The organism is Lysinibacillus boronitolerans JCM 21713 = 10a = NBRC 103108 (assembly GCF_000772935.1).
Taxonomy (GTDB): Bacteria; Bacillota; Bacilli; order Bacillales_A; family Planococcaceae; genus Lysinibacillus; species Lysinibacillus boronitolerans.
In genome coordinates this window covers 181578-194269 of sequence record NZ_JPVR01000075.1, presented here as the reverse complement: position 1 = coordinate 194269, position 12692 = coordinate 181578, and the positions used below count along the sequence as shown (strand labels likewise).

Sequence of the window (12692 nt, the reverse complement as noted above, 5' to 3'; positions counted from 1 at the left end):
CTAGCTCACCTCTTGTCCCTTCAAAGATTGTTTTAATATTTTGCCTGATGCATTGCGTGGTAGCGCTTCCACTTTTTCAAAAATACGTGGTATTTTAAACTTTGCAAGATGTTCTTCTAAATAAGCTTTCAAAGCTTCCTCATCGATGTCTTGTTTAGCAGAATACACCGCCTTTACAGTTTCCCCCCATTGCGGATGTGGTACACCAATTACCGCAGCCTCGAATATCCCTTCAAAGCTCAATAAACAATCTTCAATTTCTTTCGGATAAATATTGACACCACCCGAAATAATGACATCCTTTTTACGATCTACGATCCAAATAAAACCATCTTCATCTTTGCGAGCTAGATCTCCTGTTTTTAACCAACCGTCAATAAAGGCTTCATTAGTAGCTACTTCATCCTTATAGTAGCCAAGCATGTTGCCCTCGCCCAGCAAAACAATTTCCCCCACTTCGCCTACATTTACATCTTCTCCACTGTCATTCACAATACGCAACTCTGTACCAAGTGGCGCCCGCTGACCAATACTTCCTGCCTTTGCTTCATGCTCCTTGCCAAATAATAATGAACCACTTGGACCTGCCTCTGTTAATCCATATACACAAGTCAAATTATTTGTGCGGAATGCCTGCTGAATGAATCGAACCTCACTTTGAGATAACGGTGCCCCACCATAGACCCACCATTTCATAGAAGACAAATCTGCCGAATGGAGTCTTGGCAGCTGTGCCGTTAATAAATAAGCAACAGGTGCACCAAAGAAATGTGTTGTTTTCTCCTTTTCAATGGAATCAATGAATAAATCGGGTGTAAAAGTTGGTGTTAATACATTTGTTGAGCCTACCAATACACCCGCCATTAAAAATAAATGTAATGGTGCAGAGTGTGTTAATGGCATCATGAGCAAAATACGGCTCTCAGGTTTTACCTCCATTTCAACAGCAATCATTTGCGCCACTGTTAAAATATTACGGTAGCTAAATAACACACCCTTTGGTTTTCCTGTCGTACCAGATGTATATAAAATCGTGGAAGGATCATCCTCCTGCAACTGACAATCAATCGTTTGTGTACTAGCATTTTGTAGCATTGTTTCATACTGATACCATCCTGCTTTTTCTTGACCTGTTTTAATTTTTATCGGAATACCAGCTAGCTGTTCAACTGCTGCAAAAATAGCCTCATGTACGACAATGGCCTTCGCTTCGGCATGCTGCGCCACGTACTCTACTTCCAGTAATGTAAACTTTGCATTGACTGGCACAACGATCGCTCCGATACGCTGAATAGCAAAGTAGCTAACAACAAACTCTAAAACGTTTGGCATAAAAATTAAAACCTTATCCCCCTGCCTTACTCCCTGCTCTAGTAAAGCATGACTGAAGCATGTCACCTGCTGATCTAAATCTTGATAGGTTACTCTTCTGCCATGACAAATAACGGCTTCATTTTTCGGATATTTACGGGCATTACGTGCTAACAAATTGGAACTATTCATCTTGCATCTCTCCCTTAAAAGTCGCTAATTTTTCACTAAACATGCCATGCATTTGTTGTAATTCATGTTTCATCTGCGTCAGCTCAGCTATTTTACTCTCAATCTCTTGAATTTTTTGTTCTCCGTATTCAACCGTTCGCTCTAGTTGCTGAATCCCCGAGCGATCAAAATCAAATAGTAAAACCATCTCTTTGATTTCCTCCAACGAAAATCCGTAACGCTTACCTCTGAAAATAAGCTTGAGCTTCGCCAATTCTTTTTTGGAAAAGGTTCGTTGATTGGTAGATGAGCGATGGGGACAAAGAAGTCCAAGTTCCTCATAATAACGAATTGTCCGCGTAGACACATTAAACTCCTTTGCTACCTCCTGAATCGTCTTCAAAACCATCTCCCCTTTCCTAATTGGCAACAGTATACCATTGACGTTAACGTAAACTTCAACAAAATTTTCAAAATTAACAGAAAAATAAAGTTTGAGACAGCTAATTTCCCACGGTCTATCCCATACTTTTGACACTCTATTCGTCACTTTTACCGTTATATCCGCCACTTTTAGCACTTTATCCAAGAAAAAAGCCCCTAACACTTTTAAATGTTAGGAGCTTAAAATCTAATTACATTTTTTCAGGTGCAGATACCCCGATTAAACGTAGTGCGTTCGCAATTGTTGTGCGCACTGCCGTGATTAATGCTAAACGAGCCTCTGTTAACTCTTTGTTTGAAGCATCTAATACTTTTTCTGCATTATAGAAGCTGTGGAATGCAGCTGCTGTCTCTTGAATATAGTTTGCGATACGATGTGGTGTGCGGTGTTTCGCTGCTTCCGCTACCACTTTTGGGAAATCGCCAATCTTTTTCAGTAAATCAATTTCTTTTTCTGCTGTTAACAAATTGAGGTGTTCTGTTGTAGCAGCAAAGCCTTGTTCATTTGCTGAACGTAAAATAGACGAAATACGTGCATGCGCATATTGTGCATAGTACACAGGATTTTCATTAGATTGTGATACTGCAAGATCAAGATCAAAGTCCATATGAGAATCGCCAGCTGTTTTGACAAAGAAGTAACGAACTGCGTCAAGGCCAACCTCTTCTACAAGCTCACGCATTGTTACTGCATTCCCTGTACGCTTAGACATTTTGAATTTTTCACCGTTTTTATAAAGCTGAACCATTTGAATAACTTCCACTTCTAACGTATCACGATCATAGCCAAGTGCTTGAATCGCTGCTTTCATACGTGGAATATAACCGTGATGGTCCGCTCCCCAAATATTGATTAATTTATCGAAGCCACGGACAATTTTATCTTCATGGTAAGCAATATCTGGCGTTAAATAGGTGAATGACCCATCATTTTTAATTAGTACACGATCTTTATCATCACCAAATGTTGTAGAGCGGAACCAAGTGGCACCATCCTCTTCAAACACATGTCCATTAGCTTTTAATTTATCTAATGCTACTTCGATTTTCCCGTTTTCATATAGAGATGTTTCAGAATACCAGACATCAAAATTTACACGGAAGTTTGCTAGGTCTGTTTTTAATTTATCTAATTCTAAAGCTAAACCATGCTGACGGAAGAAGGCAAAACGATCTTCATCTGATTTTGCTAGAATCGCTTCACCATGCTCCTCAGCTAATTTACCCGCAATATCAATAATATCTTGCCCATGATAGCCATCTTCAGGCATCTCAGCTGCCATTCCTAATGCTTGTTTATAACGAGCTTCTAATGAGTAAGCTAAGTTATTAATTTGATTACCTGCATCATTAATATAATATTCACGAGAGACACTGTAACCAGCCATATCTAACACATTACATAAGGAATCACCAACAGAAGCGCCACGAGCATGTCCTAGGTGAAGATCTCCAGTAGGATTTGCTGAAACGAACTCCACTTGAATCTTTTCCCCAGCGCCAGCATTTGAGCGGCCATAGTCAGTAGCTTGCTCAAGCACCTGCGTAACTACCGCTGTTAGGAAATCTTTACGCACTGTGATATTCATGAAGCCAGGACCAGCAATATCAATCTTTTCAATATCTGTGCCTGTTGTATCAAGGTTTTCTAAAATAGCTTCCGCGATAGCACGAGGTGGTTTTTTAGCTAACTTCGTTAATTGCATCGCAATGTTTGTTGCATAGTCACCATTTGCTTTATCCTTTGGTGTTTCTAAGTGAATCGATAATTCTGTGCCAGACTCAACTAAGCCAGCTTTTTCAACAGCCTGCACGATCGCTGCTTTAATAGCCTGTTGTACTTGTTCTACTGCGTTCATCATTGTACCTCCGTAAATGTAATATCTAATGTATAATTGCCAACGGATTGCCCACCCATTAGTAAATCGTACTGTACATGGAAATCTCCGCTTGTTGCCTGTTTTGTAAACATCATATTTTTCGTATCAATCACAAGTGGCATAGAACCAAACTCACTTTCATAATGCCCCTTTTGGTGTTCGATTATGTTCAGTGGTAACCGCATATTAACCGCTCCAGCACGCATAATGAGTGCCTTCTCATGACCTAACTTCATCGTTGTGCGGATGGTTTTATCCTCCTGCACCTCATCATATTTCAAATACAAGCTTCCCGCTTTTTCAAGTAGTTGCCCTTTGAGCCACATTTCATAACTTTCGGACTCCCCATCATTTGGACGAATGGTAGAAATGAGCTTAATGTTCACCTGCGATCTTACTTCGTTCGTCATAACGGATGCCCCTTTTTAGTCTTTTACTATAACCTTTTTATTATAGGATGAATACTTATGGTTTTTCAAGATAGAAGTGATGTAAAGCTCCATAACAAGTTTATTAGAGAAAATAAAAACCCTCTCCTTCCAATAACGGAGAGAGAGGATTTCATTTTATCTATACCATTTTTTTATAATCAATTGTTGAACGATTAACAATAAAGCACTAACAGTCCAATAGATGGGGATAATCGCTGGGTTGAACAGACTAAAAATGAGGATCATGATCGGATTAATAAATACCATTATCTTCATATTTAATGGTTGACTTTTCTCTAGGGCTATACAGCTTTGAATGAAATAAATCAAACAAGCAATCATCGAAATCCCCATATCAATCGTACCTAAATTCATCCAAAGGAAATTTTCACTGGCTATCACTGAATCTAGCTTAATTGCGTAGTACAGTGAAAATAATATCGGTAATTGAATGATAATTGGTAAACATCCTAATAAAGAACTTTTCAATGAATCTGAAGTTAGCTCTTGGATTTTATGTTGTACCATTCTTTTTTCAGATTCGCTTTGACTATTCTTATATTTATCTGTAAGCGCATCTAATTCAGGCTTAATGGTTGTCATTAATTCTTTTGAGTGTTTTTGGTGTTTTGCCGATTGAATAAATAACGGCATAAGAATTAATCTGACTGCAATCGTTATGGCAATGACACTCACTGCATAGCTCCCTGTAAAAGAATGGATGAAATGAATGAGACTAATAATAGGTTGTGCTAAAAATGTTAACAATGGTTTTCCTCCTAGTTTATAGTTTAATTCAAACTAGGAGATACACTTTCTTCCTCATTGTTTTCTGACATTCTAATACACAATACAAACCACGTTAGCATAGGTGGAGTCCAAGTATTAGTGATATTATAGTCAACTTCAAACTCTTCGTCCTTCACTTCTTGAACGGTTATTTCATGAACAAGATACAGATGCAAATGAACACTTAGTACAGTTAAAACCAAAGATGCTAATAGCCAAAAGTATTCCATTGAACTGACAAAAATGAATAAATCATTAATGAGAAGTGACCAAATCATAATACTCCTCCTTCCTTTATTTAAATTGAAGAAACATACATTTTATTTTCATCTATCTTTCTCTCTTTTGTAATATATAAACTATTACCTATTTTATCTACGCAACAAAATAAAATAAGTTTCAATTTTATGCTAAGGCTCATTCTTCATTTCAAAAATATAAAATGGGGCTAGCTCATAGCTAACCCCCATTCAACCAATCATATTTACAATGTCTTATTTATTTTACCCAGCCTAAGATCATTTCTCGTAATAATTTTGAAGCTGTGTTTGCTGTCATTTCTGAAGAATCGTAGATTGGTGCTACTTCAACTAGGTCGAAGCCTACTACATTTACACCACTTGCTGCAATAGCATGGATGGAAGCTAGCAATTCTTTGGAAGTAATACCACCGCAGTCCACTGTGCCAGTGCCTGGTGCATGTGCTGGATCTAACACATCGATATCAATTGTTACATACACATTGCGTCCAGCTAGCGTTGGCAGGACCTCTTTTAATGGTTCAAGCACTTCAAATTTTGAAATGTGCATGCCGTTTTCCTTTGCCCATTCAAATTCCTCTTTCATACCTGAACGGATACCAAATGAATAGACATTTTTTGGTCCAATATGTTCTGCAATTTTACGGATTGGTGTAGAGTGTGAAAGAGGCTCTCCCTCATATTCCACACGTAAATCCGTATGTGCATCAAAGTGAATAATAGCAAGATCATCATATTTAGCTGATACAGCCTTCATTACTGGCCAAGACACTAGATGCTCCCCACCCATGCCAACAGGAATCTTGCCATCCGCTAATAATTTTTCAATAAATTTCTCAATTTCATCTAATGAGCGCTGTGCATTTCCAAATGGTAGTGGAATATCACCTGCGTCAAAGTACTTTACTTCCTCAAGCTCACGATCTAGATATGGACTGTACTCTTCAAGACCAATGGATACCTCACGGATACGCTGTGGACCGAAACGTGATCCTGGACGATAACTTACTGTCCAATCCATTGGCATGCCATAAATTACTGCCTGTGCATCGTCATATGTAGGATGACTTTTTATAAAAACATTTCCTGAATAAGCTTCATCAAATCTCATTGCTAGTCCTCCGTATAATTAAAATATTGTGTTGATCATCATTTTTTCATCTTTTTCTATTATGGCTTACAGGATTGTAATGAAACCTGTATCCTTTTAACCTCGTATACATTATTGGAACGCCTAGCAAAATTCGATTAAAATCTACAAGGTGCGATTTTTTTGTCGAATGCCAACATTTCAAGTAGTACAAAAAAAGTATAGATGTTTTTGAATAAAGTGCAATAGTTTTTAGGTAGAATTTCGATTAAAGATGAATGTTCGAACACATACTAAAGCTAAGTTCGAAGTTGTGAGAAAACGAGGTGAAGTCGGATGAAACGAAAAAGCTATCATCGAAAGCAACAGCGTGTAAAGCGCACTCGCAAAGGCCTTACGCTATTTGTGGCCTTTACATCTGCAATTGTCGTAGCATTTGTCGCACTCCGCATCTATGTTCAAGTGGCTGGTGCACCGCCTTTAACCGTACCAAAGGCTTCTATTTTCTTAGATGAAAATGAGAACCAAATTGGAGATCACTTTACAAATCAACGACGTTATTGGGTTGGCCTCGATGAGATGTCACCTTATTTAAAGGAAGCAGTAGTTGCTGTAGAAGATAAAGACTTTTATCAGCACGGCGGTTTCGACTATTCACGTATTGCTGGTGCCATTTTAGTGGACATTAAGGCTGGTGGTAAGGTTCAAGGAGCGAGTACCATTACGCAACAATATGCTCGTAACCTTTACCTTTCCCATGAAAAATCTTGGACACGTAAATTAAACGAAGCCCTGTATGCTTATAGATTAGAAGTTTTTTATGACAAGGACGAAATACTAGAGGGCTATTTAAATACGGTATATTATGGCCATGGTATGTATGGCGTAGAAGCTGCCAGTCGTTTTTATTTCGGAAAATCTGCCAGTGATTTAACGCTTGCCGAAGCAGCAATGCTAACAGGCGTACCAAAAGGACCTAGTATTTACTCACCAATTGCCAATTTAGATAAGGCTACCAATCGTCAACACGTTATTTTGAAACTTATGGCAGACCAAGGCGCCATTACACAAGAAGAAAAAACGCGGGCTGAAAATGAACAGCTTGTTTTAAAAAATGATAGCTGGGTTGCAACCAAATCTGTTGCCCCTTATTTCCTGGATGTGGCTTGGCAAGAAGCCAGTGAAATCTTAAAATCAAAAAACCTTGATATTAGTGAAGGTGGCTGGACGATTCAAACAACGCTTAATCTGGAGCATCAAAAAGCGGCTGAAGAAGCGGTAGCCAAAAACATGCCTGCCAACGATTTGCAATCTGCGTTCGTGAGTATGGAATCTAAAACTGGAGCTGTCACTGCATTAGTCGGTGGTCGTGATTATTCAGTAAGCTCATTTAACCGAGTTACTCAAGCTAAACGTCAACCAGGTTCTACTATTAAGCCGATCTTATATGCAGCTGCGCTTGAAAATGGTTACACTCCACTAACTTTTTTAGATGTTGGGGAAACAACATTTACTTATGATAATGGGCGTGGCACTTATGCACCTAAAAACGTTAATGGTCAATTTGCAGATCATGATATGACGATGGCACAAGCTATTGCTATCTCAGATAATATTTACGCAGTAAAAACCCTAGAGGATATTGGCTTTAAAGCGTTTCATGATATGGCAAACCGTTTTAATGTAGGGATTGGCGCAAAGGATAATTTATCCATTGCACTAGGAACGATTGAAACGACATTATATGAAATGACAAATGCATATAATATTTTGGCGTCGCAAGGTCAGCAAACAACACCAACAACCATTGTCTCTATTAAAAATGCAAATGGTAATGTTATTTATGAAAACAAAGATGTTGCAAGCAAAGCTGAAACAGCCATTTCTAAAGAAAATGCATATATCTTAACAGAAATGATGACAGGTATTTTTGATCCGGTTTTCAGTGACTATTCACCCGCTACAGGAATCAGTATTCGATCACGTATGACACACACATATGCTGCTAAATCAGGTTCTACCAATAGTGATCAATGGTTAATCGGTTTTACACCAAGACTTACTGCTGGTGTATGGAATGGCTATGATCAGGGTAAAAATCTTACGACAAAAGAAGATACTGCTGCAACAAAGCAAATCTGGATTGACTTTATGGAAACGGTCAACAAAGGTACAAAAAATGAGGATTTCAAAAAACCTAAAGGTGTAGAGGGCGTTGTCATTGATATTGAAACAGGTAAATTAGCGACTGACGCTTGTCCTAAACAACGTCTTGTCTATGTAGAGTCCAAGGATGTGCCAACCGAAAAATGTACAAATTTCGATATTCTCGACAGTAATACATGGGGAGAATTTTGGAATATGCTACCCTTCTCTATATTTAAGGACTAAAAACAAAATAATTTCGGAAACCTTTTTAAACCTAATACGTTTTAAGCTATGAAGGCTCTCGACAAAGTAACTGATAACGAAAAAAGAAAAGCTTTCTCTTCCCCGGAGACGTGTCCGTGGGAACAGAAAGCTTTTCTTTTTTATGGTCCGCGAAGTATGAGCATCATGGGGCATTTGGCTTGGGTTTGGGTTATTCAAATGCCGCATAGCGCTCATCACATTCGCGATACCAAGTGTCCTAGCTTACTAAAATGTAAGCTCTGCCTCAAGTGTACTTTGTTTCAAACCCACTTTCAACCTAATATCGAAAGCGATTGCAAAATGTCACAGATTGTTCAATCATTACGAGTCTATTCGACAAATAAGTCTTGACGCAATTGCTCCTCACTACGTTCCCACATTTCAGGATTTAGTTGTTCAAGGAAAGTAGCTAACACTTTTTTAGATGATGCATCCATATGCTCTACAATAATATGACGTTTCATGGATTTATCCATTTTATTCACATGATCAGCTAGAATTTTATAGCCACGTCTTTTTTCCCGATTTACAACCATCTCACAGGCTGTAACCCCCGCATAATATGGCCCATTTTCTTTATGGTCTATCGTCACCCACACGAGCCAATACGGTTTTCCGCCCTCTGAATCAGCACGGTCCATTGTAAATTTTATCCCACGCTCTACATCACTTCGTGCATGCATGGCACCAATTTCAACAGAAGCCGTTCCCTCTTCTACATCAATAATGACGGGCGATACATTCTCTAATGAAAGTGAACCGATACCAAACCCTTTATGTCCATCTGTTGGATCATTTTTTATAATGGTAAAACCCATTTTTTGTTTTGGTTTTTCTTCATTTGTCATACTTAAATATCCTCCATTCTGCTATTATAAAGGAAAGCATATCAACGCATATTTTATCGAAACAATCACTATTTTCGCCATTGCGCATATGCCTCAACGCAAGTAAGAAGTTTATACTTTCTTATAAACTAACTATACAACATTATTCTATAAAGGAGGCAATATTATGCCATACGTAACAGTGAAAATGCTAGAAGGTCGTACAGAGGAACAAAAACGTGCTCTTGTAAAAGAAGTAACGGAAGCAGTATCACGCACAGTTAATGCACCTGCAGAAAATGTAACAGTTTTTATTGAAGAAATGTCTAAAAACCATTACGGCGTTGCAGGCGTTCGTTTTAGCGACAAATAATAGTAAGATGGGTAGAGCACATTAGAGTGCCCTACCCTTTTTATAAGATTTCATGGAAATCATGTTGTCAGAAACAACTTACTTTCCGTCTCTTCTTAACAATGTTAGTATTTGTTGTTTGATCGTTGGATGTGAAGAGTCGTCCTCTAAGAAATCTAATGGGAAATAGATTTTATGATCTCGTTTCATTCGCCCTGAGATGGCATCAACAATAATTGATTCACGTGAAAGCTCCCGTAGCTCACCATTTTTCATTTCTAAAAAAATCGGTACACGCACTTCTTCCTCTCCAGGTCTGTAAAAATCATATGGCAGATCTGCCGTTGTATCGTGTACAAGGTAATAATCGGGATTTAATCCTGCTTTTTTAAAAAGCTCTTGGAGTTTTTGATATTTATTGAGCTCCACCCCCGGATCTAAATCAATGTATTGAAATAGCTTACGATTGACAAAGCGGCGACTTAAATCACTTAGAATTGCATCCTCTTCTTGCATCCATAACTGAAAATATGTAAAAAGTATACTCTCGTCTAACGCAAGATAATCCTCTAATGTAATAGTATTTCGGAAGAATGCCAGGAAATGAGTAGGCTCATGCTTAAATGTATAGCCCTCTAAGCTTAATTGTTTTACTCTTTTTAATATATTATTTAAAATTACCTCTGCACTTCGTGAAACAGGATGAAAGTAAATTTGTAAGTACATTTGATAACGACTCATTATATAGTCTTCCACCGCATGCATGCCTGTTGCTTTGATCACTACTTGGTTTTTTCGTGGACGCATCACTCTTAAAATCCGTTCCATATCAAAGTGACCGTAGCTAACTCCTGTAAAATAAGCATCCCGTTGTAAGTAATCCATACGATCTGCATCAATTTGACTCGAAATTAAACTAATTACTTGCTTATTTGGATATGTCTTTTCAATTACTTGGGACACCTTTTCTGGAAAATCATCTGCCACTTTTTTTAAAATCGCATTTACTTCTGTATCCCCCAGCAAAATTTGCCTTGTATAATCTTCATGATCAAGCTCAAATACATTTTCAAAAGCATGGGAAAATGGTCCATGACCTAAATCATGTAAAAGGGCTGCACATAATACTAATAATCTTTCGCTTTCATCCCAATCTGGACGACCTACAAAGATATCATCTACTATGCGGCGTACAATTTCATAAACCCCTAGAGAATGACTAAAGCGACTGTGTTCTGCTCCATGAAAAACTAAAAATGTGGTACCTAGCTGACGAATTCTACGTAAACGCTGAAATTCTCTTGTACCCACTAAATCCCATATCACTTGATCTCGAACATGTACATAACGGTGTACAGGGTCTTTAAATACCTTTTCTTCTTCTAATTTAGCGTTTGCATATGTCATTTGGATAGCACCCCCACTTTGTTATAGTTCTATTATATGCGATAAATCTAGGACTAGCATACTTACTTATTGCCATTTTTCTATAGATATTAACAACCTATTTCAATCACTTTCATCATTATTTTTAAGTCTACATTGGTCTAATTTCTCAACATATAAAAATGAGCAAAACAAAAACTATCCCCCAAGTAGAGATAGCTTTTAGTTTTACTTTTTTAATTTTGCTAAAACCTTTTCCATTAGTTCATCTTCTGTTAATGCAGCAACAGGTCGGCTATTTACAAAGGTAAATGTCTTTTTACGTCCTGGCCCACAGTAAGAATGACAGCCAATTTCGATGGTTGCATCAGGATCGATTTCCTTTAATTTTGGAATTAACGTCTTTAAGTTAACGGCCTGACATTCATCGCAAACTTTAAATTCGTTTGCCATTTTGTCAACAACCCTTTCTATATAGTATTTTTCAAAACATAATCGCTCTATTGAACACATGACCTTCACATATTTAAGTATGCAGCATGTGCACAAACCTACATCGGGTATTGTATCGTACTTTTCCCCTTCTATTCAAGCATAATTCCTTCTACATAGATGAATAAAAGGTTAAAAGATTGGTCATGCTAGTCTTAAATAACAAGTTCCAGATAAAGGTGGGAGGATTTTAATATGAGTAAAGTAAGACAAGATGCTTGGTTAAAAGAAAACGATGAATTACTAGCAGAGGCTGTAATCCGTCATGTAACAGAAGGTAGTACACAGCTTAATGCCTTTGAAGAAGCAGGCGATGCATTAAATCGTACTGCTGCAGCCTGTGGTTTTCGTTGGAATGCTGTTGTTCGTAAAGAATACGAGGAGCAACTAGCAGAAGCTAAAAAGGAAAGAAAAGAGAGAATGCGAGTGTTGGGAGCACCAGCAAGACGCCGTGCTTCTAGTATGTTTACTGTCAATAATAGTGCTGCAGAAGGAAAATCAATTCCGCTATCTGCCCTTTCTCTTGATATTGTCATAGCTTATTTACTACGTTTACAGCATTCTGGTGAAGTAGGAAATGAATCTTCAAAATGGCGACAACTTGTCCATGTAACATCTGAGAAAAATAAAAAACTAGAGAAAACCATTACAAAACTAGAAGAAGAAAATCGAGCGATTCGCAAAGATTACGAGCAATTTGTTCAAATTATGAACCGTGCTAGACGTCTTGTTACGCTTGATGAAGAGGAAGAGCGAATTGCACCCGTTTTTAAAATGGAGAAGAACGGAAATCTTGTAACTAGCAGTTCTATTTATCAACCAGAAAATGGCGATGCGCTAAATTAGC

13 protein-coding genes are annotated in these 12692 nt (G+C 38.0%); 3 read left to right on the top strand and 10 right to left on the bottom strand.

Features of this window, described 5'->3' with window-relative positions; translation table 11 throughout:
- The 7 genes from CD31_RS13210 to speB form a co-directional block, all read right to left on the bottom strand.
- Positions 1-1503: a class I adenylate-forming enzyme family protein gene (locus CD31_RS13210; protein ID WP_036078222.1), complete on the bottom strand. Its 1503-nt coding sequence runs from the start codon at positions 1501-1503 to the stop codon at positions 1-3.
- Positions 1496-1885 carry a MerR family transcriptional regulator gene (locus CD31_RS13205; protein ID WP_244905044.1) on the bottom strand — a complete coding sequence of 130 codons (390 nt, stop codon included), beginning with the start codon at positions 1883-1885 and terminating at the stop codon, positions 1496-1498. The genes CD31_RS13210 and CD31_RS13205 overlap by 8 nt, the downstream gene beginning before the upstream one ends.
- 232 nt (positions 1886-2117) lie before the next feature.
- Positions 2118-3785 (bottom strand): arginine--tRNA ligase, encoded by a 1668-nt coding sequence (argS, locus tag CD31_RS13200; RefSeq protein ID WP_036078216.1) that lies wholly within the window; start codon positions 3783-3785, stop codon positions 2118-2120.
- Positions 3785-4216, bottom strand: a complete 432-nt coding sequence (locus tag CD31_RS13195) for a YwiB family protein (protein WP_016994175.1) — start codon at positions 4214-4216, stop codon at positions 3785-3787. The genes argS and CD31_RS13195 overlap by 1 nt, the downstream gene beginning before the upstream one ends.
- Before the next feature lie 156 nt (positions 4217-4372).
- Positions 4373-5005, bottom strand: coding sequence for a membrane protein insertase YidC (yidC, locus tag CD31_RS13190; RefSeq protein ID WP_036078212.1), 633 nt, complete (start codon positions 5003-5005; stop codon positions 4373-4375).
- 23 nt (positions 5006-5028) lie between these two features.
- On the bottom strand, positions 5029-5304 hold the full coding sequence (locus CD31_RS13185) for a hypothetical protein (RefSeq protein WP_016994177.1): 276 nt from the start codon (positions 5302-5304) through the stop codon (positions 5029-5031).
- Positions 5305-5524: 220 nt separating this feature from the next.
- Entirely contained in the window at positions 5525-6397 is an 873-nt protein-coding gene (gene speB, locus CD31_RS13180; protein ID WP_004231519.1) for an agmatinase, read from the bottom strand.
- 315 nt (positions 6398-6712) lie between these two features.
- Between speB and CD31_RS13175 the strand changes: the two genes are divergently transcribed.
- The gene (locus tag CD31_RS13175; RefSeq protein WP_036078210.1) at positions 6713-8767 is read left to right on the top strand and encodes a transglycosylase domain-containing protein; all 2055 of its coding nucleotides are present in this window, start codon (positions 6713-6715) and stop codon (positions 8765-8767) included.
- A gap of 350 nt (positions 8768-9117) precedes the next feature.
- Here CD31_RS13175 and CD31_RS13170 read toward each other — a convergent pair whose 3' ends face one another.
- Positions 9118-9636, bottom strand: coding sequence for a YwhD family protein (locus tag CD31_RS13170; protein ID WP_016994179.1), 519 nt, complete (start codon positions 9634-9636; stop codon positions 9118-9120).
- A 166-nt stretch (positions 9637-9802) separates the two neighbouring features.
- Here CD31_RS13170 and CD31_RS13165 point away from each other — a divergent pair, with 166 nt between their 5' ends.
- The gene (locus tag CD31_RS13165) at positions 9803-9988 is read left to right on the top strand and encodes a 2-hydroxymuconate tautomerase (RefSeq protein ID WP_004231516.1); all 186 of its coding nucleotides are present in this window, start codon (positions 9803-9805) and stop codon (positions 9986-9988) included.
- Between the two features lie 78 nt (positions 9989-10066).
- On the opposite strand, the gene CD31_RS13160 is transcribed toward CD31_RS13165, so the two are convergent.
- Positions 10067-11374 (bottom strand): HD domain-containing protein, encoded by a 1308-nt coding sequence (locus CD31_RS13160; protein WP_036078208.1) that lies wholly within the window; start codon positions 11372-11374, stop codon positions 10067-10069.
- 207 nt (positions 11375-11581) lie between these two features.
- A complete protein-coding gene (locus CD31_RS13155; protein ID WP_004227652.1) occupies positions 11582-11806 on the bottom strand; it encodes a YuzB family protein in 225 nt (74 codons plus the stop codon).
- 234 nt (positions 11807-12040) lie between these two features.
- On the opposite strand from CD31_RS13155, the gene CD31_RS13150 reads away from it, so the two are divergent.
- Positions 12041-12691 (top strand): RsfA family transcriptional regulator, encoded by a 651-nt coding sequence (locus CD31_RS13150; RefSeq protein WP_004227650.1) that lies wholly within the window; start codon positions 12041-12043, stop codon positions 12689-12691.
- The last annotated feature ends 1 nt before the right edge of the window (position 12692 follow it).

Bases quoted from the DNA above. Each gene is read 5' to 3' on its own strand.
- CD31_RS13160 (WP_036078208.1), bottom strand. From the start codon at position 11,374: ATGACATATGCAAACGCTAAATTAGAAGAAGAAAAGGTATTTAAAGAC.
- CD31_RS13155 (WP_004227652.1), bottom strand. From the start codon at position 11,806: ATGGCAAACGAATTTAAAGTTTGCGATGAATGTCAGGCCGTTAACTTA.
- CD31_RS13185 (WP_016994177.1), bottom strand. From the start codon at position 5,304: ATGATTTGGTCACTTCTCATTAATGATTTATTCATTTTTGTCAGTTCA.
- CD31_RS13165 (WP_004231516.1), top strand. From the start codon at position 9,803: ATGCCATACGTAACAGTGAAAATGCTAGAAGGTCGTACAGAGGAACAA.
- CD31_RS13170 (WP_016994179.1), bottom strand. From the start codon at position 9,636: ATGACAAATGAAGAAAAACCAAAACAAAAAATGGGTTTTACCATTATA.
- CD31_RS13210 (WP_036078222.1), bottom strand. From the start codon at position 1,503: ATGAATAGTTCCAATTTGTTAGCACGTAATGCCCGTAAATATCCGAAA.
- CD31_RS13175 (WP_036078210.1), top strand. From the start codon at position 6,713: ATGAAACGAAAAAGCTATCATCGAAAGCAACAGCGTGTAAAGCGCACT.
- CD31_RS13150 (WP_004227650.1), top strand. From the start codon at position 12,041: ATGAGTAAAGTAAGACAAGATGCTTGGTTAAAAGAAAACGATGAATTA.
- CD31_RS13195 (WP_016994175.1), bottom strand. From the start codon at position 4,216: ATGACGAACGAAGTAAGATCGCAGGTGAACATTAAGCTCATTTCTACC.
- argS (WP_036078216.1), bottom strand. From the start codon at position 3,785: ATGAACGCAGTAGAACAAGTACAACAGGCTATTAAAGCAGCGATCGTG.
- speB (WP_004231519.1), bottom strand. From the start codon at position 6,397: ATGAGATTTGATGAAGCTTATTCAGGAAATGTTTTTATAAAAAGTCAT.